The organism is Flavobacterium sp. UBA7682 (genome assembly GCF_002482945.1).
Classification (GTDB): Bacteria; Bacteroidota; Bacteroidia; order Flavobacteriales; family Flavobacteriaceae; genus Flavobacterium.
Genome location: NZ_DLGY01000027.1, coordinates 1 through 24,607, shown reverse-complemented (window position 1 = coordinate 24,607; position 24,607 = coordinate 1). Strand labels below are relative to the sequence as shown.

General features: G+C 38.9%; 18 protein-coding genes. 14 read left to right on the top strand and 4 right to left on the bottom strand.

Annotated features, from left to right (window positions below; translation table 11 throughout):
• Window positions 1–54 precede the first annotated feature (54 nt).
• From B3C16_RS07905 to B3C16_RS07860, 10 genes are all read left to right on the top strand, one after another.
• A complete protein-coding gene (locus B3C16_RS07905; RefSeq protein ID WP_291130621.1) occupies window positions 55–639 on the top strand; it encodes an acyl carrier protein phosphodiesterase in 585 nt (194 codons plus the stop codon).
• The gene (ggt, locus tag B3C16_RS07900; protein WP_291130618.1) at window positions 636–2,306 is read left to right on the top strand and encodes a gamma-glutamyltransferase; all 1,671 of its coding nucleotides are present in this window, start codon (window positions 636–638) and stop codon (window positions 2,304–2,306) included. The genes B3C16_RS07905 and ggt overlap by 4 nt, the downstream gene beginning before the upstream one ends.
• A gap of 67 nt (window positions 2,307–2,373) precedes the next feature.
• The gene (locus tag B3C16_RS07895) at window positions 2,374–4,194 is read left to right on the top strand and encodes a chloride channel protein (RefSeq protein ID WP_291130616.1); all 1,821 of its coding nucleotides are present in this window, start codon (window positions 2,374–2,376) and stop codon (window positions 4,192–4,194) included.
• A gap of 79 nt (window positions 4,195–4,273) precedes the next feature.
• Window positions 4,274–7,105 (top strand): excinuclease ABC subunit UvrA, encoded by a 2,832-nt coding sequence (gene uvrA / locus B3C16_RS07890; protein WP_291130613.1) that lies wholly within the window; start codon window positions 4,274–4,276, stop codon window positions 7,103–7,105.
• A 190-nt stretch (window positions 7,106–7,295) separates the two neighbouring features.
• Window positions 7,296–8,021: a TIGR00730 family Rossman fold protein gene (locus B3C16_RS07885; RefSeq protein ID WP_121314668.1), complete on the top strand. Its 726-nt coding sequence runs from the start codon at window positions 7,296–7,298 to the stop codon at window positions 8,019–8,021.
• A 3-nt stretch (window positions 8,022–8,024) separates the two neighbouring features.
• Complete coding sequence (locus B3C16_RS07880; RefSeq protein ID WP_291130610.1) at window positions 8,025–9,458, top strand: MBOAT family O-acyltransferase; 1,434 nt, start codon at window positions 8,025–8,027, stop codon at window positions 9,456–9,458.
• Entirely contained in the window at window positions 9,458–10,348 is an 891-nt protein-coding gene (locus B3C16_RS07875) for a hypothetical protein (protein WP_291130607.1), read from the top strand. Before B3C16_RS07880 ends, B3C16_RS07875 begins: the two co-directional genes overlap by 1 nt.
• Window positions 10,345–13,158: an aminopeptidase gene (locus tag B3C16_RS07870; RefSeq protein ID WP_349680454.1), complete on the top strand. Its 2,814-nt coding sequence runs from the start codon at window positions 10,345–10,347 to the stop codon at window positions 13,156–13,158. Before B3C16_RS07875 ends, B3C16_RS07870 begins: the two co-directional genes overlap by 4 nt.
• A 184-nt stretch (window positions 13,159–13,342) precedes the next feature.
• A complete protein-coding gene (locus B3C16_RS07865) occupies window positions 13,343–15,748 on the top strand; it encodes an alpha-ketoacid dehydrogenase subunit alpha/beta (RefSeq protein ID WP_291130603.1) in 2,406 nt (801 codons plus the stop codon).
• 508 nt (window positions 15,749–16,256) lie between these two features.
• A complete protein-coding gene (locus tag B3C16_RS07860; protein ID WP_291130600.1) occupies window positions 16,257–16,568 on the top strand; it encodes a hypothetical protein in 312 nt (103 codons plus the stop codon).
• Window positions 16,569–16,725: 157 nt separating this feature from the next.
• Here B3C16_RS07860 and B3C16_RS07855 read toward each other — a convergent pair whose 3' ends face one another.
• On the bottom strand, window positions 16,726–17,448 hold the full coding sequence (locus B3C16_RS07855; RefSeq protein ID WP_121314680.1) for a LytR/AlgR family response regulator transcription factor: 723 nt from the start codon (window positions 17,446–17,448) through the stop codon (window positions 16,726–16,728).
• Window positions 17,445–18,494, bottom strand: a complete 1,050-nt coding sequence (locus B3C16_RS07850; protein WP_121314682.1) for a sensor histidine kinase — start codon at window positions 18,492–18,494, stop codon at window positions 17,445–17,447. The genes B3C16_RS07855 and B3C16_RS07850 overlap by 4 nt, the downstream gene beginning before the upstream one ends.
• A 221-nt stretch (window positions 18,495–18,715) precedes the next feature.
• On the opposite strand from B3C16_RS07850, the gene B3C16_RS07845 reads away from it, so the two are divergent.
• The 4 genes from B3C16_RS07845 (at window position 18,716) to B3C16_RS07830 (ending at window position 23,386) form a co-directional block, all read left to right on the top strand.
• Entirely contained in the window at window positions 18,716–21,094 is a 2,379-nt protein-coding gene (locus B3C16_RS07845; RefSeq protein ID WP_291130595.1) for a TonB-dependent receptor, read from the top strand.
• A 12-nt stretch (window positions 21,095–21,106) separates the two neighbouring features.
• On the top strand, window positions 21,107–21,928 hold the full coding sequence (locus B3C16_RS07840) for a DUF4249 family protein (RefSeq protein WP_121314686.1): 822 nt from the start codon (window positions 21,107–21,109) through the stop codon (window positions 21,926–21,928).
• Between the two features lie 275 nt (window positions 21,929–22,203).
• A complete protein-coding gene (locus tag B3C16_RS07835; RefSeq protein ID WP_291130591.1) occupies window positions 22,204–23,097 on the top strand; it encodes a DnaJ C-terminal domain-containing protein in 894 nt (297 codons plus the stop codon).
• On the top strand, window positions 23,090–23,386 hold the full coding sequence (locus B3C16_RS07830; protein WP_291130588.1) for a chaperone modulator CbpM: 297 nt from the start codon (window positions 23,090–23,092) through the stop codon (window positions 23,384–23,386). The genes B3C16_RS07835 and B3C16_RS07830 overlap by 8 nt, the downstream gene beginning before the upstream one ends.
• A 300-nt stretch (window positions 23,387–23,686) precedes the next feature.
• Here the strand turns inward: B3C16_RS07830 and B3C16_RS07825 are convergent, their stop codons facing one another.
• Entirely contained in the window at window positions 23,687–24,091 is a 405-nt protein-coding gene (locus tag B3C16_RS07825) for a DUF6169 family protein (RefSeq protein WP_291130585.1), read from the bottom strand.
• Entirely contained in the window at window positions 24,075–24,224 is a 150-nt protein-coding gene (locus B3C16_RS07820) for a hypothetical protein (protein WP_158592589.1), read from the bottom strand. The genes B3C16_RS07825 and B3C16_RS07820 overlap by 17 nt, the downstream gene beginning before the upstream one ends.
• Window positions 24,225–24,607 lie beyond the last annotated feature (383 nt).

The following is a 24,607-nucleotide window of genomic DNA, read 5'->3' as shown; positions in this document are numbered from 1 at the left end:
GAGCAATTCTTAGTTCCTCAGAACCTTAGAACCTCAGCGCCTAAAAAAACAAACATGAACTTCCTAGCCCACATCTATCTTTCCGGCGACAACGATTTACTCAAAATCGGGAATTTTATGGCGGACAGCATTCGCGGGCACAGTTATGATAATTATCCAACCGAAATCCGAAAAGGAATTTTACTCCATCGTTCCATCGACAGTTTTACCGATATGCATCCGATTTACCGACAAAGCAAACACCGATTACATGAGAAATACGGACATTATTCGGGTGTAATTATGGATATTTTTTATGACCATTTTTTGGCCAAAAACTGGAACCAATATTCTGATGTCAAATTAGAAGATTATGCTCAGGATTTTTATCTCTTACTTAAAGACAATTACGAAGTCCTAACGGAACGAGCCAAAGGCATGATGCCGTATATGATTGGGCGAAATTGGTTGGTGAGCTATGCTACGATTGAAGGTTTGCAAATGATTATGTTCCAGATGGATTATCGAACGAAACACCGTGTAGCTATGGACGAATCCATAGTCGAATTAAAACAATTCTACACCGAATTTGAAAACGAATTCACTTTGTATTTTGAAGAATTGCGCCAACATTGTGAAGAAAAACTAGCCACTTTATGAAAAAAGGTTTCTTCGTTTTTTTTCTGATTTCTAATTTTATTTTCGCCCAACAAAAAGGATTGATCGCCGAAAAAGCAATGGTCGTCTCGGCACGCGAAGAAGCTTCGCAAATTGGTATCGACATCATCAAAAAAGGCGGAAATGCTTTTGACGCGATGATTGCAACTCAACTGGCTTTGGCTGTTGCATATCCGTATGCCGGCAACATTTCCGGTGGCGGATTTATGGTGTATCGAAAAGCGAATGGTGAAATTGGTTCTTTGGATTTTCGCGAAAAAGCACCGGGAAAAGCAACCAAAAATATGTATCAAGACAAAGACGGCAACGTAATTCCGAATTTGAGTACAGACGGCGCATTATCCGTTGGCGTTCCGGGAAGTGTTGCAGCGATTTTTGAAGTGCATAAAAAGTTGGGAAAATTGCCACTTGCAGCTTTGTTTGAACCATCAATTGCTTTAGCCAAAAAAGGTATTATCGTTACTGCTAAAGAAAAAGAAAAACTCGATGAATATCGTGCCGTTATCGTAAAAATAAGCGGTGACAAAACATTGTATAATAAGACTTTTCAAGTTGGAGACACGATTCAATATTTGGCTTTAGCCAACACTTTGGAACAAATTCTTAAAAACGGTCATAACGAATTTTACAAAGGCAAAACAGCCAAAAAACTAGTGTCTTTTATCCAACAAAAAGGCGGTATTATTTCGATGAAAGACATGTCCGAATACAAAGTCGTTTGGCGCAAACCGATTTCGTTTCAACACAAAGATTTGAAAATCATTTCGATGGCGCCGCCAAGCAGTGGCGGAATCACTTTGGCACAAATCTTAAAAATGATTGAGCCCTATCCGTTGAGTTCGTTTGGACACAATTCCGAAAAATACATCCAACTTATAACAGAAGCCGAGCGCAGAGCTTATGCCGATAGAAATTATTACCTTGGTGATCCTGATTTTGTTCAAATTCCGCTAAAAGCATTGCTGGACAAAAACTATCTAAAAAACCGAATGAGTAATTTCACTTTTGAAAAAGCAACAAAATCGGCTGATGTTAGTCATGGCAACGTTTCAGTTTACGAAAGTGATGAAACTACGCATTATTCAATCGTAGATTCTGAAGGCAATGCCGTTTCGGTAACTACTACTATAAATGGCGCTTATGGTTCGAAATTATATTGCGATGAATTGGGCTTTTTTCTAAACAATGAAATGGATGATTTTTCATCAAAACCCGGTGTGCCAAATTCTTATGGTTTAGTTGGAGCCGAAGCCAATAGCATTGCGCCAAGAAAAAGAATGCTAAGCTCCATGACACCAACCATCGTTGAAAAAAATGACAAGCTTTTTATGCTACTTGGTTCGCCCGGCGGTTCGATGATTATCACTTCGGTTTTGCAAACTATCTTGAATGTAACCGAATTTGGCATGAACGTCCAGGAAGCCGTAAATGCTCCGAGATTTCACCACCAATGGTTGCCCGACGAGATTCAATTTGAACCACGAAAATTTGACAAATTGTTGTTGGAAAATTTAGCCAACAAAGGCTACAAAACCAATGAAAAAGTAGCGCCGGTCATTGGTAAGGTTGATGCTGTTTTAGTTTTACCCGATGGAAAACTGGAAGGTGGTGCCGATTTTCGTGGCGATGACAAAGCAGTTGGTCTTTAGATTGTCGAATTTTGATTTTATACTTTAAAATTTAAAAAGTATCTTAGCCGTTCTAATGTTTTGATCAATGCCGTCGAACAAAGCTTCCTTTTTTAAGATTGTTTTCAGAAGTATTTTCAGAAGAGCCGAAAACTTGGTTTTCCTTCTGAAAGACAAACTAAGCGAAAGAAACTTTATCTATTTTGCTTGTATCGCTGTGGCGATTACTTGTTCGTTTGCCGTAATTATTCTAAAGAGTTTTGCCCATAATATTTTCCTTTGGGCCAACAATATCAATGGTTTTCTCAAACTTCCTTACATCAACAGTTTACTGCCGATTGCCGGTATTTTGCTGACGGTTTTTGTGGTGCGCAATTTCCTAAGCAATCACATCGAAAAAGGCAGTTCTAAAGTATTGTATGCGGTTGCCAAAAAAGGAGGCATCATGCCCAAAAAACAAATGTATGCCCAAATCGTAACCAGTTCGTTAACTGTCGGACTTGGTGGCTCTGCCGGTTTGGAAAGTCCAATTGTGATTACTGGTGCAGCTTTTGGTTCCAACTTCGCACAGAAATACCATTTGTCCCAAAAAGACCGAATTCTATTGTTAGCTTGTGGTGTTGCGGCCGGAATTGGTGCAGCATTCAACGCTCCGATTGCCGGAGTTTTATTTGCTATCGAAGTGGTTTTAACTGATATTTCCATTGCGGCTTTTATACCGATTATTATTTCTGCTGCAACCGGTGCGCTGATTTCAACTATCGTTTTGAGCAATGATGTTATTTTGAATTTTGAACAGCGACTGCATTTTGATTACCACAATACGCCTTATTATATTTTACTGGGAATCTTAGCCGGATTGACTTCGATTTACCATGCCCGAAATTTTCAGAAAGTAGAGAAGTTTTTCAGTAGTTTTAAAAACAAAGGCTATCGCAGGGCTCTATTTGGCGCGTCACTATTGGCCATTTTGATTTTCTTTTTCCCAACGCTTTTTGGAGAAGGTTATGAAAGTATCAAGACGCTCTCGTCAAACAATCCAAGTGTTTTATTGGACAATACTTTATTGGAAAAATTCAAAAGTAGCGAATGGGTTTTGTTAGCTTTTATTGGCGTAACCATGTTGTTAAAAGCATTCGCAACCGGTCTTACTTTAGGTAGTGGCGGAAATGGCGGTAACTTTGCGCCTTCACTTTTTGTGGGTTCGTATTTGGGTTATTTTGTAGCCAAATCGATAAATCTGCTCAACTTCACCCATCATTTACCGATTGCCAATTTTACCATTGTAGGCATGGCGGGAATTCTTAGTGGTTTATTTCATGCGCCTTTAACTGCCATATTCCTAATCGTAGAAATTACAGGAGGTTATGATTTAATGGTGCCTTTGATGATAGTATCGTCGGTAAGTTTTGCCGTTTCCAAACAGTTTGAAAAGCATTCAATGGATGTTAAAAATTTAGCCGATAAAGGAGAAGTTTTCACGAGCGATAAAGATAAAAATATCTTGCAAAGCATTGATTTTTATAATTTGGTTCAACAAAATTATAAAACGTTAACTGTTAACGATTCACCAGGAAAAGTAGTAGATATCTTTTCAACCAGTGACCAAAAAATGATTCCGATTATTAATGACCAAAGATCTTTAATTGGTATAGTCGATTTTGAAGAAGTCAAAGCCTTTATATTCAATCCGAATCACGTCAAATTTATGACGATGACTGAAATCATTAGTCAACCTAAAGGGCTGGTTATATTAGAAGATAAATTAGAAAAAGTGATGAAGCAGTTTGAAACCTCCAATACTCATATTTTACCGGTCATTCAGAAAGGAAAATACTTTGGTTTCCTCTCCAAAATTGATGTCCTTGAAAGCTATCGCCAACGTTTGAAAGAAATGGTGATCGAATAATCTTTTTTAACAATAACTTCTCCACTGTCTATTCAAAAATTGCATCCAAAACACTACCTTTGCGTTTTGCCCAATTGCTATGCTTGAAACAGAAAATACTATTGAAGTTCTCGGCGCTCGAGTACACAATTTAAAGAATATTGACATCAACATTCCTCGCGAAAAACTGGTCGTTATCACCGGTCTTTCCGGTTCGGGAAAATCGTCTTTGGCTTTCGACACCATTTATGCCGAAGGACAACGCCGTTACATCGAAACATTTTCGGCTTATGCACGTCAATTCCTTGGCGGATTGGAACGTCCGGATGTCGATAAAATCGATGGATTGTCTCCCGTAATTGCCATTGAGCAAAAAACAACCAGTAAAAGTCCGCGTTCAACTGTAGGAACCATTACCGAAATTTATGATTTCCTGCGTTTGCTTTATGCCCGTGGCGGTGAAGCTTACAGTTATGTTACCGGCGAAAAAATGGTTTCTTATTCCGATGAACAAATTAAGGATTTGATTATTCATAATTTTACCGGAAAACGCATCAACATTTTGGCACCGATTATTCGCGCCAGAAAAGGTCATTATGCCGAATTGTTCCAACAAATTACCAAACAAGGTTTTCTGAAAGTACGCGTCAATGGCGAAGTACAAGATTTGCTTCCCGGAATGAAACTCGACCGTTATAAAACCCACGATATCGAAATTGTGATTGATAGAATGGTGATTGAGAAAAATGAAGACAACGAAAAACGTTTAGCCGAAAGCATCAAAACTGCCATGTATCACGGTGAAAATGTGCTGATGATTTTAGACCAAGACACGAATGAAGTGCGTTATTTCAGTCGCAACTTAATGTGTCCAACTTCAGGCATTTCATACCAAAATCCGGAACCAAATTTATTCTCGTTCAACTCGCCAAAAGGCGCTTGCGAAGCATGTAAAGGTTTGGGAACCGTAAACGAAATCAACCTAAAAAAAATTATTCCCAATCCGAAATTATCCATCAAAAATGGTGGTTTTGCTCCGTTAGGCGAATACAAATCATCTTGGATTTTCAAGCAATTGGAAACCATCGGCGAAAAGTTTGATTTCAAATTAACCGATGCTATCGAAACCATTCCGGAAGAAGCGATGCAAATCATTTTGCATGGTGGCAAAGATAAATTTACGGTTGAATCAAAGACTTTGGGCATTACCAAAGAATACAAAATAGAGTTCGAAGGCATCTCGCATTTTATCAAAAACCAATACGATGAAAGCAACTCAACTTCCATAAAACGTTGGGCCAAAGAATTCATGGACGAAATACAATGTCCGGAATGTCAAGGTTCACGATTGAAAAAAGAAGCCATGTACTTCCGAATTCACGAGAAAAACATTTTCGATTTATCGACTATGGATATTTCGGATTTATCGGTTTGGTTTGATGATTTAGATAAACATCTTTCGGAGAAACAAACCATTATTGCTTCTGAAATCGTTAAAGAAATTAAAGACCGCTTGCGCTTTTTGGTGAATGTCGGTTTGAATTATTTATCGATTAATCGCAGTTCCAAATCGCTTTCGGGCGGTGAAGCACAGCGCATTCGTTTGGCGACGCAAATTGGTTCCCAACTCGTTGGCGTATTGTATATATTGGACGAACCGAGTATTGGTTTGCACCAAAGAGACAACGAAAAACTGATTCACTCTTTGGAACAATTACGCGATATTGGCAATTCTGTTTTAGTTGTAGAACATGACAAAGACATGATAGAACGCGCCGATTATGTCATTGATATTGGTCCGAAAGCCGGAAAATTTGGCGGGGAAATCATCAGCAAAGGCACACCAAAGGAATTGCTCAACGAACACACCATAACCGCCATGTATTTGAATGGCGAAATGAAAATCGAAGTACCCAAAAAACGCAGAGAAGGCAACGGAAAGTTCATGAAACTAACCGGCGCGACAGGTAATAATTTAAAGAATGTTTCTATCGAATTGCCATTAGGCAAACTGATTTGCGTCACCGGAGTTTCAGGCAGCGGCAAATCGACGTTGATTAATGAAACACTTTATCCTATTTTGAATGCCTATTATTTCAACGGCGTCAAAAAACCACAACCCTATAAAAAAATTGAAGGTTTAGAACATATCGACAAAGTAATCGACATTGACCAAAGTCCGATTGGCAGAACACCACGTTCCAATCCGGCGACTTATACCGATGTGTTTTCGGAAATCAGAAGTTTGTACATGCAAATGCCGGAAGCAATGATTCGCGGTTACAAAGCCGGACGTTTTAGTTTTAATGTTTCGGGCGGAAGATGTGAAACCTGTGAAGGTTCGGGTGTTCGAACGATTGAAATGAGTTTCTTACCGGATGTTTATGTGGAATGTGAAACTTGTCAAGGGAAACGTTTTAACCGAGAAACTTTGGAGATTAGATACAAAGGCAAATCCATTTCGGATGTGTTGAACATGACGGTTGATGAGGCGGTTCCTTTTTTTGAAAACATTCCGAAAATTTACAGAAAAGTCAAAACGATACAGGATGTTGGTTTGGGTTATATCACTTTAGGCCAACAAAGCACAACACTTTCCGGCGGTGAAGCGCAACGCATCAAATTGGCCACAGAATTGTCCAAAAAAGACACCGGAAACACGTTTTACATTATGGATGAACCGACCACCGGTTTGCATTTCGAAGACATTCGCGTGTTGATGGATGTGATTCATAAATTGGTGGACAAAGGCAATACGATTTTGATTATTGAACACAATATGGATGTAATCAAACTAGCCGACCACATCATTGACGTTGGACCCGAAGGCGGAAAAGGCGGTGGCCAAATTCTGTGTGTCGGAACGCCGGAAGAGATTGTAAAGAACAAGAAAAGCTATACGGCTCAATTCTTAAAAAAAGAACTAAATTAGTATGCTATTTTTTAGCCCGGATTACTTCACCGAATGTTTATTTTAAATGGTGTTCAGTGAATGCAAGCATTTGCAATGAAAATCCTTTTTTCTTGAAAAAAGATTGTAATGGAAAGCCGGAAATAGCTTCTGAAATAAATTCAGAATAAATCCTTATAAAAAAATAAAAACCAGAACAAAAATACATACAATGAGATTAGACGATTTTGAAAATGAAGATGATAAAATCCAGGACCGACTCAAACAAAAAACCTGGAATGAGATAAGAACCAATGACTCTTGGGCGATTTTTAAAATCATGTCGGAGTTTGTAAACGGCTACGAAAGCATGGCACGAATTGGTCCGTGTGTTTCCATATTTGGCTCTGCCAGAACCAAACCGGAAGACCGTTATTATTTATTGGCCGAAAAAATTGCTTATAAAATCAGTAAAGCCGGTTATGGCGTCATCACCGGTGGCGGACCTGGAATCATGGAAGCCGGAAACAAAGGCGCACATAATGGCGGCGGAACTTCTGTAGGTTTGAATATTGAATTGCCTTTTGAGCAACATTTCAATCCGTATATCGACAAGGATAAAAACTTGAATTTTGACTATTTCTTTGTGCGCAAAGTCATGTTTGTCAAGTATTCGCAAGGCTTTGTAGTGATGCCGGGCGGCTTTGGTACTTTGGACGAATTGTTTGAAGCGATGACATTAATCCAAACGAAGAAAATTGGTCGATTCCCTATTATTTTAGTGGGAACTGAATTTTGGTCAGGCTTGTTAGACTGGGTAAAAACCGTAATGATTGAAAGAGAAAAAACAGTTAGTCCGGACGACATGAACTTGATAAAAGTGGTTGATACCGAAGACGAAGTTGTTGAAGTTTTGGATAATTTCTATAAAAAATACAATTTGAGTCCAAATTTCTAAAGGATGTTTTTCAACTCGCTACATTTTGCCATTTTTTTGCCGATAGTATTTTTATTCTATTGGTTTGTAGGCAACAAATCCAAAATCAATCAGAATTATATTTTGATTTTGGCGAGTTATTATTTTTATTCATGTTGGGATTGGCGTTTCTTATTCTTATTGGTTTTTTCCACTTTACTCGATTATTTATCGGCGATAAAAATTGAACAAAGTACGACGCCAAAGTCACGAAAATTCTGGCTTTGGCTTTGTATTTCGATCAATTTAGGGTTTTTAGGTATCTTCAAATACTATAACTTTTTTGCGGATTCTTTTGCCGAATTATTTACCGCTATTGGCTTTAATGTCAGCCCGATTTTATTGGATGTCATACTTCCTGTTGGAATTTCGTTTTATACTTTTCACGGCTTGTCTTATATCATCGACATTTATTATGGCCGAATCAAATCGGAAAAAAACTTTGTCGATTACTCATTATTCGTCAGCTACTTCCCGTTGCTCGTTGCCGGACCAATTGAACGCGCGACCCATCTTTTGCCACAATTAAAGAAAAGACGCAAATTCAACTTCGAAAAAGCCAAAGAAGGCGTTTACCAAATCATTTGGGGTTTGGTCAAAAAAGTAGTCATTGCCGATACTTGCGCGGTTTATGCCAATGGGATTTTTGACAACTACGAAAACATGAATTCGCTTTCGCTGATGTTAGGCGCTGTTTATTTTGCGTTCCAGATTTATGGCGACTTCTCGGGTTATTCCGATATCGCTTTGGGAACATCTAAACTCTTTGGGATCGACTTGTTGCGAAACTTCAATTTCCCTTATTTCTCTAGAGATATAGCCGAGTTTTGGAGAAGATGGCACATTTCACTTTCGTCTTGGTTTCGAGATTATTTGTACATTCCGTTAGGCGGAAGCAAAGGATCAAAGCTGTTCCAAATCAGAAACGTTTTTATCATCTTTTTGGTCAGTGGATTTTGGCATGGTGCGAATTGGACATACGTGGCTTGGGGTTTAATCAACGCTTTATATTTCATTCCGCTGATGATTCTGAATAAGAACCGAAACAACATGGAAAGTTTCCGGTTGTCGTTCAATTTTACTTCGGTGCGAATCGTCTTTAATATCATTTTGACTTTTGCGATTACTTGTTTGGCCTGGATATTTTTCAGATCCAAAACCATACAAGATGCGTATCTGTATATCAGCCGAATGTTTACGGATGGCCATTTTTCAGAACAATACTTTAAGATTGAACGTTACACAACCGAATTGTGGAGTTTGTTGCTGATTTTTGTTTTGGTCGAATGGAACAGTCGAACCCGAATTGAGCCCATCTCCGGAAAATACAGTTGGTTGAAAATGAGTTTATGTATGGCTGCTATTTTAGCACTTGGCGTGTTTTCAGATTATAAAGAATTTATTTATTTCCAATTCTGATGAAGCAGTTTTTTCAATTCATACTAAAAGGTTTAGCGGTAATATTACTTACCTTAATAGTGCTTGATATCTGTTATACTTTGGTTTATAAACAATCGGATGACCGAAATAAAATCAGTCATTTATACCATTCCCACAACCTAAAATACGATGTCGTTTTCTTGGGTTCGTCGAGAGTCAACAATCATTTTGTACCCCAATATTTCAATGACCAAGGCTACAAAACTTTCAACTACGGCATTACCCGTTCAAGATTAGAAGAGTCGGCTTTGATGTTAAAATTAATGGTTGAACGCAACTATACCATAGACACACTCATCCTTCAAGTAGATTTAAATATCAATACCAATGACCATTCGGAAGCGATTCGTTCTTTGTTTATGCCGTATATTCACCAATCGGAAACCATTCGCCAACATTATGACACGATTCCCGAGTATAATAAGTTACTTTTTATTCCGTTTTACCGTTATATGAATTATGATTCTCGCATTGGATTTAGGGAAATGTACGCTTCACTTGTTCATAAGAAAACGAATGCTTTGTACAACGACGGATTCAATGCCTTAACCAAAAATCAACGACCAATGGTGGCGGCCGATTTATCGAAATATTATCCGAAAAGAAACAAAGCTTACGAAGAGATAAAAGCCATTTGTAAAGAAAACAATATTCATTTAATTGCCGTAACGACACCGATGTGTATGAGTACCATAAACAGAGATTATTTCAATCATATCCAAAAAGTTTATCCTGAAATTCATCGTTTAGAAAACGCTGTGACAGAGGATAAATACTTCTCAACCTGTGGTCATTTGAACAAAGATGGTGCGATGGAATACACCAAAGCGGTATTCAAAACCTTTTTCAAACCCAAAGTCAAATCTTGAAAAAACTAATATACATAGTCTATTTTTTCTGCGGCGTAGCTTTTGCCCAACACCATACTAAAATGGTCGTGGAAGTCAACAGCGAAACCAAAATACTCAATGTCATTCAAGAGCTGACTTTCCATAACCAATCTAATGACACGCTTAGTTTTATTGTTTTGAATGATTGGAACAATGCCTATCGGGATAAAAATACCCCTTTGGCAGGACGTTTTTCCGATGAATTTGAGCGCAGTTTTCATTTGGCACAAGACAAAGAACGAGGTCAAACAGATAACATTACCATTATCGACCAAAACTTATCGATCCTGACTTGGGAAAGAGACGAAAATTATCCCGATGTGGTTCAAATACGCTTGCGCGAAAAGTTGCTGCCTAATCAAAAAGCGACTTTCAAATTGACTTATTTTGTCAAAGTTCCGGATGCTGAGTTTACCCAATTTGGGTATGGAGCCAATGGAAAAATGAACCTCAAAAACTGCTTTCTGATTCCGGCTCGATACGAAAGTAAAGCCTTTGTCAAATACAACAATTTAAACTTAGACGATGCGGCAAATGCCCTTACGGATTATGATTTAGACATAAGAATTCCGGCAAACTTGGCCGTGAATTCCGATTTGAATGAAATTCAAAAAGAAACCCAAAACAACCAAAACCGCTACCAATTTTCGGGCAAAAACCGTCTGAATCTTAACCTGTTTGTTGATATTCCCAAAGAATATTCGGTGTTCAAAAATAGCCAAGTGGAAGTCATTTCCAACTTACGAGACAATCGTTTAACAGACATTCAACGCGCCATTGTGATTGACAAAATTGTAAATTATGTAGGTGAAAATCTAGGGCCATATCCGCTTGAAAAAATAACCGTTTCTCAAGCCGACTATGACCGAAATCCGTTTTATGGATTGAACCAATTGCCCAATTTTATCAGTCCGTTTCCCGATGAGTTTATGTATGAAATCAAATTCCTGAAAACGTATTTGAACAATTATTTGCACAACGCTTTACAACTCGATCCAAGAAAAGACAGCTGGATTATCAACGGCATTCAAGTGTATACAATGATGAAATACATAGACGAATTTCATCCCGAAAGTAAAATGATGGGCAATGTGGCGAAGTTGAAAATCTTGCGTGCTTACAATTTGGTCAGCCTTGATTTCAACGGACAATACAGTTATTTTTATATGTTGATGGCGAGAAAGAATCTCGACCAACCTTTGGGCGCTCCCAAAAATACTTTGATTAAATTCAATGAAAAAATCGCTTCTAAATACCGCGCCGGTTTGAGTTTGAAATACCTCGACAGTTATCTTGAAAATAATGTCGTGCCCAACACTATCCGACAATTCATCGACATCAATAAAAAGCAGCAAACCAACCGCAATGATTTTGAGTTGTTGCTGACTAAAAACTCACCCAAAGACATCACTTGGTTTTTTGACAAAATCATCAATTCACGAGACATCATCGATTTTAAATTTGACAAGGTCACCAAGACCAAAGACAGCATTAGTTTTTCGTTGAAGAATAAAACCGAAACCAATGTGCCTATTCCGGTTTATGGCGTTAAAGGCAAAAACGTAGTCTTTAAAAAATGGATTGACACGTTCCCAAAAGACAGCATTTTTACGGTTCCGAGAAACGAGGCAGAGAAAATTGTCATCAATTATAAAAATGAAGTACCGGAATTCAATTTGAGAAACAACTGGCAGTCGCTTCGCGGTTTCAGATTGAACAGTCGTCCGATTAAATTTATTTTCTTCAAAGATTTAGAAGACCCGAATTACAATCAAATCGTGTACATTCCGACCTTGGAATACAATTTATACGATGGTTTATTACCGGGAATTCGTTTTCACAACAAAACCATTTTAGACAAACCGTTTAATTTTGATGTGAATCCAACGATTTCTACCAAGACGCAAAGTCTTTCGGGGAAAGCCAATTTCGCGGTAAATCAATTCAACCGCGACAGTAATTTGTATAGTATTCGTTACCAATTGAACGGCCATTATTTGCATTATGCGCCCGATGCCTATTACACCAAAATCAATCCGATGGTGTATTTGCGTTTCCGTCCCGATGATTTCAGAGACAACAAAAAAGAAATGTTGGTCTTTAAATACATCATGATTGACCGTGAAAAATCGGCGTTTACTGTGGATGAGAATACGGAGAATTACAAAGTTTTTAATGCCAAATATTACAACGGTAAAACCGAAGTCACCAAGCATTATAATTTCTTAGGCGATTTTCAATTGTCGAGTTCTTTCGGGAAAATAGCGGGAGAATTGCAATACCGAAAACTCTTTAACGACAAACGACAAGTGAATCTGCGTTTGTTTGCCGGAACTTTTTTGTACAATAAAAACATCTCTACCTATTTCGATTTTGGCTTAGATCGCCCAACGGATTATTTGTTCGAACACGATTATTTAGGTCGCTCCGAAACGACCGGATTGTTCAGTCAACAGTCGATTGTTTCAGATGGTTTTTTCAAATCGATGTTGGAAACCAGAACCGCCAACCAATGGATGACCACTTTGAATGCCAGTGCCAATATCTGGAATTGGATTGAGGTTTATGGCGATGTCGGAATGATAAAAAACAAAAACACAGCGGAGCAATTTGTATACGATAGCGGCGTTCGTTTGAACTTGGTAACCGATTATTTCGAATTGTACTTCCCGGTATATTCGAATAACGGTTGGGAAGTGGGCGAAAAAAACTACGGAGAAAGAATACGTTTTATTGTGACTTTCAATCCGGATACCTTGATTGGACTTTTCACCAGAAAGTGGTTTTAAGTACGCATAAAATCATTTAAATATTACACATTTCTTTACAATATTTAAATATCGTTGAAAATTTCTCAGTCAACCCTCTTTTTTTAGGTTTAAAATTATTGATACTGAAATTAGTTTTTTTCAACAGTATGGTAAAAGTTACTTCTTTTTATTTAAATTTGTTACTTCAAGAAACTTTTCCATTATGACTGAAGCACAAACTAAGACCGAAATTACCTTTGAAGATTTCAAAACAGAAGTTCTAAACGATTACAAGATTGCTACCATCAGTAGAGAATGTAGTTTGTTAGGGCGAAGAGAAGTGTTAACAGGAAAAGCCAAGTTCGGAATATTTGGCGATGGTAAAGAAGTACCACAATTGGCTTTGGCGAAAGCTTTCCAAAATGGTGATTTCCGTTCGGGGTATTACCGCGACCAGACATTTATGATGGCGATTGGACAATTGAGTATCCAACAGTTCTTTGCCGGTTTATACGGTCATACTGATTTGGCACATGATCCTATGAGTGCCGGACGTCAAATGGGCGGACACTTTGCTACGCATTCCTTAGACGAAAACGGAAATTGGAACAACTTAACACAACAAAAAAATTCGAGTGCTGATATCTCTCCTACTGCCGGGCAAATGCCTCGTTTGTTAGGATTGGCTCAAGCCTCTAAAATATACCGAAACGTTCGCGGATTAGAGGATTTAACAAAGTTTTCTAACGTCGGAAATGAAGTCGCTTGGGGAACGATTGGCAACGCTTCCACTTCGGAAGGTTTGTTTTTTGAAACCATCAACGCCGCCGGTGTTTTACAAGTACCGATGGTCATGAGTGTTTGGGATGACGAATACGGAATTTCAGTCCATGCGCGTCACCAAACGACCAAAGAAAACATTTCCGAAATCTTAAAAGGATTCCAACGCGACGAAGAGAATAACGGTTACGAAATCATGACCGTGAAAGGTTGGGATTATCCGGCTTTGGTGGAAGCTTATCAAAAAGCAGGCGCGATTGCTCGCGAGCAACACGTTCCGGTTTTGATTCACGTTAACGAATTGACGCAACCACAAGGTCATTCGACTTCGGGTTCGCATGAACGCTACAAAAATGCCGAGCGTTTGGCTTGGGAAGCGCAATTTGATTGCTTGGCGCAAATGAGAATTTGGTTGGTCGATAACAATTTGGCCACCGCCGAGGAATTAGAAGCCATAGACGAACAAGCTAAAAAAGAAGTGTTAGAAGGCAAAAAAGCCGCTTGGACTGCTTTTGTTTCGCCGATGAAAGAAGAGCAACAAGAATTGGTTTCGTTATTGAACTCCATTGCCGAGACGAGTTCGAATAAAGTGTTCATCGAAAAATATACCGCTGAATTGGCTTCGATTAAAGAACCGATTCGCAAAGACATTATCACAACCGCGCGTAAAGTATTGCGTTTGGTAGTGAAAGAAAGTGGTAAAAGTCAATTGGCGACTTGGATCACGAATTACATTAATAAAATACAGCCGAAGTTTAGTTCACACCTATTCTCGCAATCAGACAAAACGGTTTTGGGCGCGACAACTGTGGCTCCAACTTATGATGAATCAGCCGAAGACGTTGATGCACGATTGGTGTTGCGCGACAATTTTGATGCGATTTTTAATAAATACCCTGAGTCGTTAATTTTTGGAGAAGACGCCGGAAACATAGGCGATGTCAACCAAGGATTAGAAGGCATGCAGGAAAAATACGGAGAACTTCGTGTGGCCGATGCCGGAATTCGGGAAGCTACGATACTCGGACAAGGAATAGGAATGGCGATGCGTGGCTTGAGACCAATTGCCGAAATCCAATATTTAGATTATTTGTTGTATGCCATCCAAATTATGAGTGATGACTTAGCAACACTACAATACAGAACCCAAGGCCGCCAAAAAGCGCCTTTGATTATCAGAACGCGTGGCCATAGACTCGAAGGAATATGGCACTCCGGTTCACCGATGGGAATGATTATCAATGCCATTCGCGGGATTCACGTTTTGGTACCGAGAAACATGACCAAAGCCGCAGGTTTCTACAACACTTTGTTGGAAAAAGACGAACCGGCATTGGTGGTTGAATGTTTGAACGGTTACCGTTTGAAAGAAAAAATGCCAACCAACTTGGGCGAATTCAAAACCCCGATTGGCGTGGTAGAAACGATAAAAGAAGGTAGCGATATCACGGTAGTTTCTTATGGTTCTACGTTGAGAATCATAGAACAAGCCGCGAAAGAATTGTTGGAAGTTGGGATTAATGTGGAAATCATTGACGCACAATCGTTGTTACCATTTGACGTGAACCACGACTGTGTGAAGAGTATCGTCAAAACCAACCGTTTACTGGTAGTTGACGAAGACGTTCCAGGTGGCGCATCGGCTTACTTATTGCAACAAATTATAGACGAGCAAAACGGTTACCAATATTTAGACAGCCAGCCGCAAACGTTAGCGGCTAAAGCGCACAGACCATCTTATGGCACTGATGGAGATTATTTCTCTAAGCCTTCGGCAGAAGATGTTTTTGAGAAGGTTTACGCGATTATGCATGAAGCGAAACCGGAGGAATATCCGAGTTTGTATTAATATGAAAGGAACCTGTTGGTTCCTTTTTTTTATATAGCAAACTGTCACCATTGATGCTTCATCTATAAGGGAGACGTAAGGGAGACATAAGGGGGCTATAGAGGAGGCGGTACAAAGATTCGTTCTTAAATTATCTCTTTCTTTTGGCTTGACCCAAAAGAAACAAAAGGTCAAGGCTCTGAATCTTCGGCGGTCAAATTTATTCTTGAATCCGAAATGAAAAGAACTCGCTTCGCTCAAACAGCTTTTCATTTTGCGGTTTCTTCGAATATTTGACACTCGCCTGCCAGATTCTAAGGCCAGGCTTTCTAAGAATTACAGTTATTGTATTACGCTTGCTCATTCTATGAGGGCTGATTTAAATTCTTGCTAAACTGCCACCATTGATACTTCATCTATAAGGGAGCTATATAGGAGGCGTTTGAATTATGAACTTGAAATTACGAATTACGAATTAGTTGCGTGCAGTTTATTTTTCCTGTATTTTTACGATACTTACTTACATGCCATGTCTAAAGTTATTATTGACCCTGAGTATTTAAAGCAATTAGCCGCATTGGATGCCGATATACGGGCGCTGAATGCGGAGAAGATTAAGCTATTATTTACAGCGCTAGACATTAGCCTGACTGCTGTTGATTTTGAAAAGCTGATGGCGTGGGAAATTATACTTGTTACCGTACCGGACAGACAAATGGCTGTGCAACTTAATAAGCTTGCTGCCTATTTACCCAACCTTAAGTTTACTGTTGACGAGACACAGCCGATATTTAAGTTGATGCAAGGGAGTAAAACAAGGCGTGTCTGGAAGGAGCGTTGAACATTAGGTAAGCACGGATTACAAATCCGCGCCATCGGGAATTTCGCGCGGTAGCGGGGGTGTAATTCTTGAATTGAAGAGGGCATTTTTTTGTATTTTTAAAGTTAAAACCATTGACAAAACACGAACGTTTGTTAATTTAGATATTGCTTTAATTTTACCTGCTCAGAATTTTTTTGGTCACAAATTCATTAAAGAAATAATCCCTGTAAATATTCCCGATGGGGATTTCGTTTTTACCTATGTAAACCGTATTGTTGTCTACGGACTCTATTTTTTTGGCATTGATGATGTACGATTTACTTACCCTTACAAACATGGCTTTGGGCAACTGGTCGTGAATGGTTTTGATATTCATGGCTGTAATCACTTTTTGACTTTCGGTATGCATCACCACATAATCCTTTAACCCTTCGATAAACAGTATGTCATTAAAGTATACTTTGATGATTTTCCGGTCGGCTTTGATAAAGAAATAATCATCGGTTACCTGTTCGATATTATTCCCGGAGTTTCCCTTTTTGAGCAGTTTGGAATAGGCTTGGGCTTTTTCGACTCCTTTTTGGAAACGTTCCAGTTTTACGGGTTTTATAAGATAATCAATGGCATCAACTTCATAGCTGTCGGTTGCAAATTCTGAAAAAGCGGTCGTAAAGATTACAAAGGTCTTTTGGGGTATGGTTTTGGCAAACTCTATCCCATTGATTCCGGGCATCTGAATATCGAGAAAAATCAAATCAACAGTATTATCATGCATAAATTTAGAAGCCGTTGCCGGATTGTTGAACGAACCCAGCAATGTTAATGCCGGTGTTTTTTCGACCAGCATTTCAATGGCTTCCCTTGCCAACGGTTCGTCATCTACAATAATACACTTCATAATCTTATGGTTAAGGTTACACGGAACGTGTCTTTGCTGTTTTCGATTTTCAGCTCGTGCGCCTCCGGGAATAACAACTGCAATCTACGCTTAATATTGTTGAGTCCCAAACCTCCGGAATTGTTTTTTACTGCTTTTACAACTGGTTTTGAGTTGGTGCATTTGAACACCAATTCGCCATTATGGCTTTTGAATTCGAGGTTGACATAGGAAGCTTTTTCTGAATCGTTATTGTGTTTCACCGCATTTTCAACAAACGAAATAAACAGCAATGGCGGAATTTGAACGCCATTGAGGTCGCCTTCCTTGGAAATGATAAAGTCAAAACTATCTCTCCGAATTTTCTCGAGGTTGAGGAAATCTTCCAAAAAATGAATATCAGAAGTGAGGAATACCTTTTCCCTGCTGCTGTCATATAATTGGTAACGCAACAAATCACTCAGTTTTATCAATACCTGCGATGCTTTATCAGGATCCTTTTTGGTTAGTACGTTGGCATTGTTGAGCATATTGAAAAGGAAATGCGGATTAATCTGGTTTTTCAACTGTTCCAATTCGGCACTGGTTTTGGCCTGTTTTAATTCATAGATTAACTGAGCATCTAATACCCATTGCTGGAATAATTTGACCGCTGCCGAGGCAATAATAAGTACGAGGGTAACAAAAGAAAAAGAAATAAAGTTGATATTATCGTTTTGATGCGGCAATAAATCAGGTTCATAAACGGCGGCAAATATATCATGTGTGAGTGCTACTAAAGCTATCACGGCTATGGCTGAGACACTGTAGGCTAAATAATTGTTTTTAAACAAAAATTTGGGTACCAGATAATACATATTGACATAAGACATCACCATCACCTGCATAAAAAGCAGGATACGGCTATACATTTCAGCCGGCTGGGTGTATTCCGCTTCTGTGTAATACAATGCCAATATGCTAAAAACAATCAGAATTGAATGGCGGAACCATCGGTGTTTTTTGGAAACAAAGAACCGGAGCATCAAATTTTTATCGTTCATCTTACTGTGTACTATTTTGCGCATAAGCTTATAAATTTAGGCAAAGCAAATGTAAAAACCTAAAAAAGGAAGTCACTGCCTTTTATACCAAACTGTCCCCTTTTTATACGAAAATCACGGTTCCTTTTTTTATGGGTCTAAAACGCCTTTTGCTATAAAAAATAATTGGTTTGGTATAAAACCGAGAAAGCCCTTTCAGCAATCCTATAGTTTAGCCCAAAAATCTAATCTAAATTATTTGATGCATGAAAAAGCAACTCCAGTATTTTATCCTGACCGCCTTCCTCTGTATGGTCTCAGCGTATGCTCAGGAAGCAAAAGTTACCCTGAGCGGAACGATTGCCAACAAAACGAATAATGAAACACTCATTGGTGTTAACATCATCATTCCGGAAGCCAAAGCTTCTATCACGACCAACTCCTATGGTTTTTATTCGATTACCTTACCCAAAGGAAATTATACCATTATCCTTAGCTATATGGGTTTTGACAATGTGGAAGAAAGCATTACTCTGACGGAAAACACCAAAATGAATTTTACAATGCCTGAAAGCGGTAAAGCCTTAGATGAAGTTGTGATTCAAACCAACAAAACCAAAACTAACATCCGCAAGCCGGAAATGAGTGTCAACAAACTGTCGATAAGCACCATCAAAAAAATGCCTGCCGTTATGGGTGAAGTGGATGTTCTCAAATCGATTTTACAACTGCCGGGTGTTACCAATGCTCAAGAAGGTGCGTCGGGCTTTAATGTTCGTGGCGGTTCTGTTGACGGCAATCTGGTAATGCTGGACGAGGCGGTGATTTATAACACTTCGCACTTGTTTGGCTTTTTCTCTGTGTTTAATTCTGATGTGATCAAAGATTTGAAACTTTATAAAGGCGGTATTCCTGCTAATTTTGGTGGTAGGATTTCTTCAGTGTTGGATATTTATCAAAAAGAAGGCAACAATAAGGAATACCATGTGAATGGCGGTATTGGTTTGATTTCGAGCCGGCTGTTAGTGGAAGGACCGATAGTACAGGAGAAAAGTTCGTTTGTGATTGCCGGTCGGGGCACGTATGGTCATCTTTTTCTGAAGCTGGCTGACGAACCCAATTCGGCTTACTTTTATGATTTGAACGCCAAATTGAATTACAGGATTAATGACCAGAACAATCTTTTCCTGTCGGGCTATCTGGGCAACGATAAGCTGAATTTCAACAACAGTTTTGTGAATGTTTATGGCAATACGTTACTGAATGTAAGGTGGAACCATATCTTTTCTGATAAGATATTCTCGAATGCCTCCGCCATTTACAGTGATTACAATTATGGTCTGCAAATTAGATCGGTGGGCATTGACTGGGATTCAGATGTAAAGAATTATAATTTTAAATACGATTTTAAACATTATGTCTCCAACACACTGAGTTTAAATTATGGTTTGAATTCGGTGTATTATCAATTCAATCCGGGAACGATTAATCCGTTGACCCCTGCTTCGAGTATCAATCGCGACCAGTTGGCCCGAAAATATGCTTTTGAAAATGCGCTCTACCTTAGTGCCGAACAAAAATTATCGGATAAATTATCGCTTACTTATGGCCTTCGTTACAGCAATTTCCACAGACTAGGCCAAGAAGATGTGAATACGTATGCCAACAATCGGGCGGTCATTTTTAATCCCGAATTCGAGATTTATGAAGAAGCCACTCCCACGGGAACGATTCACTATGGCAAAAACAAAACCATTGCCCGTTTTGGGAATCTCGAACCCCGATTTGCTGTTGCCTATTCCTTTACTGAAAATCAATCGGTAAAAGCCAGTTACAACCGTATGAGTCAATACATTCATTTGATTTCCAATACCGCTTCGGCCTCCCCTTTGGATATTTGGTCGCCGAGTGACCAGTACCTGAAACCGGAAATTTTAGACCAAGTCGCTTTGGGCTATTTCCGAAATTTCAACGATGATAAGTATTCCTTGGAAGTGGAAGCGTTTTATAAGAAAATAAAGAACAAAACCGATTATATTGATGGCGCTGAACTCATTGCCAATGATGCCATTGAGCAAGTATTGTTGAATGGTGAAGCACGTTCCTATGGTTTGGAAATCATGGTTAAAAAGAATACCGGAAAATTGACGGGTTGGCTGTCTTATACCCTATCCAAAGCCGAACAGAAAACACCCGGCCGAGCTGCTGACGAACCCGGAATTAACTATGGCGAATGGTATCGCGCTAACTATGACAAGCTGCATAATTTGTCGGTTACGGCAGCTTATCAATGGACTAAAAAATGGAATCTCGGTGCTATTTTCACCTTTCAGTCGGGCAAAGCCGCGACGTTTCCCAACGGGAAATACCAATACCAAGGGATAACGGTTGCCAGTTATGGGCTGCGAAATGAAAACTCGCTGGCGTCGTATCATCATTTGGATTTATCGGCCACCTACACCCCAAAACCCGATAAGAAAAAAGGCTGGCAAAGTGAATGGAATTTCAGTCTCTACAATGTGTACAACCGAAGCAATGCCGCTTCCTACACTTTTAGCCAAAATGAAACCACCGGTTTAAGCGAAGCCAAGCGGATTTCGATATTTGGGGTGATTCCGAGTGTTACTTACAATTTCAAATTCTAAAAAAAAACAACTATGAAAACCACCGTAAAAATCATAATAGCCACCTTAGTCCTATTTGTAACCGGATGTGAAGACGTAATCCACGTTGATTTGGATACCGCTGCTCCAAAACTGGTGATTGACGCTTCGATAGACTGGGTTAAAAACACGCCGGGGAACGAACAAAAGATAGTATTGTCCTCTACCACAGGATACTATAACGCAACGTTTCCGACTGTATCGGGAGCTACCGTAATGGTGACCAACACAACCAATACAGTATTTACCTTTACCGAAATTCCAAATACAGGAGAATACCTCTGTAGTAATTTTGAGCCTGTCCTTGGCGAAACCTATACCCTGACGGTTATTTTAAATGGCGAAACCTATACCGCTATCGAAACGTTAATGGATGTGCCTACTATAGAAGACAATATCGAACAAACCAATGATGGCGGTTTTTCGGGTGATGAAGTTGAAATTACCTATCATTATCAAGATGATGGTACTGCCGTAAATTATTACCTCAACCGGATAATTAACCCACGGGTTGCTTTTCCGATATTTGAACTGGAAGACGACCGCTACAGCCAAGGCAGTTTGATGAGCGAATCGTATTCGCATGAAGATTTAGAACCCGGTGATATTGTTGCTATCAGACTCTATGGTATCTCGAGAAGGTATTATGATTATTTCAATAAGTTACTGTTGGCCTCGGGTAATGATGGCAGTCCGTTTCCAACTACGCCGACAGCTGTGCGCGGCAATATTGCCAACCAAACTAATCCTAAAAATTTTGCTTTTGGTTATTTCAGATTAGCAACCGTAGCCACTACAAGTTACACTGTTCAATAAAATGGATTTCATGCTTTGTTTATAATTAGGAATGCCGGATGTTTTGTGAACAGACCGGCATTTTTATTGAGCGGATTGAAAAATACGGATTCCTTCGGCAGTCGCTTCGCTCGTGTGCTAATCCGCCTATCTGAGTTTTTTAGGCGTAATAAACTATTATCCCTGTCTGCTGAACCATTTAAATTTTGTACTTTTATAGTGATCGGTTTTTATATTAAAAGCCTATTTTCTCGGGAGCGACTACTCCTATTTTAAACCTAAAAATTTGTTTTACAATGGAGTTCATAGATTACTATAAAATTCTTGAAGTACCCAAAACTGCCACTGAAGCCGAAATCAAAAAAGCGTATCGAAAGCTGGCAAGGAAATACCATCCTGATGTAAACCCAAATGACCAAAATGCCGAAAAGAAATTTAAGGAAATCAACGAAGCCAATGAAGTTTTAAGCAATGCTGAAAACAGGAAGAAATACGACAAGTATGGCAAAGACTGGAAACATGCGGATGAGTTTGAAAAATCGGGGTATGACCCTAATCAACAGCAAAGTGCGGGAAGGCGTGCGCAATCGTCTGATTACGGCGGCGATTTTTCTGATTTCTTTGAAAGCATGTTTGGCAATGCCGGTGGCGGCGCAAGAAGGGAAACGAAATACCGGGGACAGGACCTTAATGCCAGTTTACGGCTTAGCTTAAAAGACGTATACCAAACCCAAAAACATACCCTGACCGTAAACCATAAAAACATCAGGATCACGATACCTGCCGGCGTAGAAAACGGACAGGTCATCAAGATTGCGGGTCACGGCAGCCCGGGAGCCAATGGGGGGCCCAATGGAGATTTATATATTACTTTTTCGATAGCGGATGACCCTAATTTTAAACGGGACGGAAACAATCTGTATACTACTTTTGATTTAGATTTGTATACCGCGGTTTTGGGAGGAGAAATTGTTGTTCCGACTTTTGACGGCAAGGTAAAGCTGAAAGTGCCGCCTGAAACCCAGACCGGAACCAAAGTAAAATTAAAAGGCAAAGGATTTCCGGTATACAAGTCAGAAGACCAGTTTGGCGACCTATACGTTACGTATACAGTTAAAACCCCAGTGCACCTGACCGAAAAGGAAAAGGAATTATTCACCGAACTTTCAAAATTGAGAAGCCATGACTAAGGAAGACCTAATATTAATTGACCACTTTTGCCAGCACCATGGTATTGAACCGGACTTTATAGTGGCATTGAAGGAGTTTGACCTGATTGAAATTTTGGTACTTGAGGAAAAGCAATATATTGAGGCAGCAGAGCTTGCCAAAATTGAAAAAATAATCAGGCTGCACCATGAGCTTGAAATTAACCTGGAAGGCATTGACATCATCATGAATTTACTTGAACAGCTTGACCACTATAAAAGCCAACTGACCAGCGCTAGGAATAAACTGGATTTTTTTGAGAAGCAATAGGCTTTACTTATCCAGATGACTGCATGTTTCCTGATGGATACTGTTTTAATAGCACGCGAAAGGATTTAGAGAGGCACGGATTCCTTCGGCAGTCGCTTCGCTCGTGTAGCCAAGCTCCGTTCGGCTTGCAACCTCGGTTGCAAATAGCGCCATCGGGGTTTGCAGTAACTACTAAGGATACATAAAAATTAAAGCTCCTATTAAGAAGCTTTATTTATCATTTAGTATTTCTTGAATGCTATTGTAAATATCAATAATTTCTTCTTTATTGATATTCTCATTATGATATAAAAGAGATGACTATATAGTTGTTATTCCTGCAGGTGAATCACATTCTATTACATTATCGACCTTAAAAACGTAGTCGATGAGCGTACTGCTTTGGTACCATCTATCAAAAACTTTAAATCGTGTTTCCGCCTTTGAATCTTCATCATCGCAAATATAAATCATTGAATTTTGCGAGTTTAAAAAGAATGATGCCACTATATCTTTGACTGTCTCAGACACTTGAGAATCATATCTTTCAATAGCGTCGTCTTTCTTTTCAATAATCAATTGAAAAACATTGTCTATTTTAATATTAGATACAGCACTAAAAGTATGGTCTACTATAAAAGCAACTTTATACTCTATACCATTTTTTGTAATAAAATGATAACTCTGAGTTTCATCATCAAAATGATAGTTATAGGGGTTTGGCAAGAGTAATACCGTTTTTAGACAAGGTCTCTTTTGAGGTTTTGCCCTTCAAGAAAGCGCGTACTGTAGCTTTATCCGATACCATTTTAGCAACGGCGGATTTAACGGCTTCTCTATTTACTTTAATTTTTTTCATGTCTAGGCTGTGACAAAAGTGTATGTAAATGTAATAAAAATATCTTATTTATCGATTAAAAAACACAAAACATCGATTAAAAACACATTTAAACTATTAATTAAATTAAAATATAAAGCAAAGTTAGAAATATTTTACCTACATAAATTGTAAAATTTTGCTAAAATTTTATCTAATTACAGCAACAAAAAGCATTCCAATATCAGTATAGCCCCAGAAACACTATGTAATGGTTTACGATTTATTGATTAGTTTTATATGTTTATGAAATATGGATAATAAATCTGCGTCCTCAAGGGGCGTTTGAATTACGAATTTGAAATTACAAATTACGAAGTATTGCGTGCAGTTTATTTTTTCTGTATTTTTAAGACACTTACTTA

Coding starts and splice junctions, on each gene's coding strand:
- B3C16_RS07835 (WP_291130591.1), top strand. CDS start 22,204: ATGGAGTTCATAGATTACTATAAAATTCTTGAAGTACCCAAAACTGCC.
- uvrA (WP_291130613.1), top strand. CDS start 4,274: ATGCTTGAAACAGAAAATACTATTGAAGTTCTCGGCGCTCGAGTACAC.
- B3C16_RS07845 (WP_291130595.1), top strand. CDS start 18,716: ATGAAAAAGCAACTCCAGTATTTTATCCTGACCGCCTTCCTCTGTATG.
- B3C16_RS07865 (WP_291130603.1), top strand. CDS start 13,343: ATGACTGAAGCACAAACTAAGACCGAAATTACCTTTGAAGATTTCAAA.
- B3C16_RS07830 (WP_291130588.1), top strand. CDS start 23,090: ATGACTAAGGAAGACCTAATATTAATTGACCACTTTTGCCAGCACCAT.
- B3C16_RS07850 (WP_121314682.1), bottom strand. CDS start 18,494: ATGCGCAAAATAGTACACAGTAAGATGAACGATAAAAATTTGATGCTC.
- B3C16_RS07840 (WP_121314686.1), top strand. CDS start 21,107: ATGAAAACCACCGTAAAAATCATAATAGCCACCTTAGTCCTATTTGTA.
- B3C16_RS07875 (WP_291130607.1), top strand. CDS start 9,458: ATGAAGCAGTTTTTTCAATTCATACTAAAAGGTTTAGCGGTAATATTA.
- B3C16_RS07885 (WP_121314668.1), top strand. CDS start 7,296: ATGAGATTAGACGATTTTGAAAATGAAGATGATAAAATCCAGGACCGA.
- B3C16_RS07820 (WP_158592589.1), bottom strand. CDS start 24,224: ATGAAAAAAATTAAAGTAAATAGAGAAGCCGTTAAATCCGCCGTTGCT.
- B3C16_RS07855 (WP_121314680.1), bottom strand. CDS start 17,448: ATGAAGTGTATTATTGTAGATGACGAACCGTTGGCAAGGGAAGCCATT.
- B3C16_RS07860 (WP_291130600.1), top strand. CDS start 16,257: ATGTCTAAAGTTATTATTGACCCTGAGTATTTAAAGCAATTAGCCGCA.
- B3C16_RS07905 (WP_291130621.1), top strand. CDS start 55: ATGAACTTCCTAGCCCACATCTATCTTTCCGGCGACAACGATTTACTC.
- ggt (WP_291130618.1), top strand. CDS start 636: ATGAAAAAAGGTTTCTTCGTTTTTTTTCTGATTTCTAATTTTATTTTC.
- B3C16_RS07895 (WP_291130616.1), top strand. CDS start 2,374: ATGCCGTCGAACAAAGCTTCCTTTTTTAAGATTGTTTTCAGAAGTATT.
- B3C16_RS07880 (WP_291130610.1), top strand. CDS start 8,025: ATGTTTTTCAACTCGCTACATTTTGCCATTTTTTTGCCGATAGTATTT.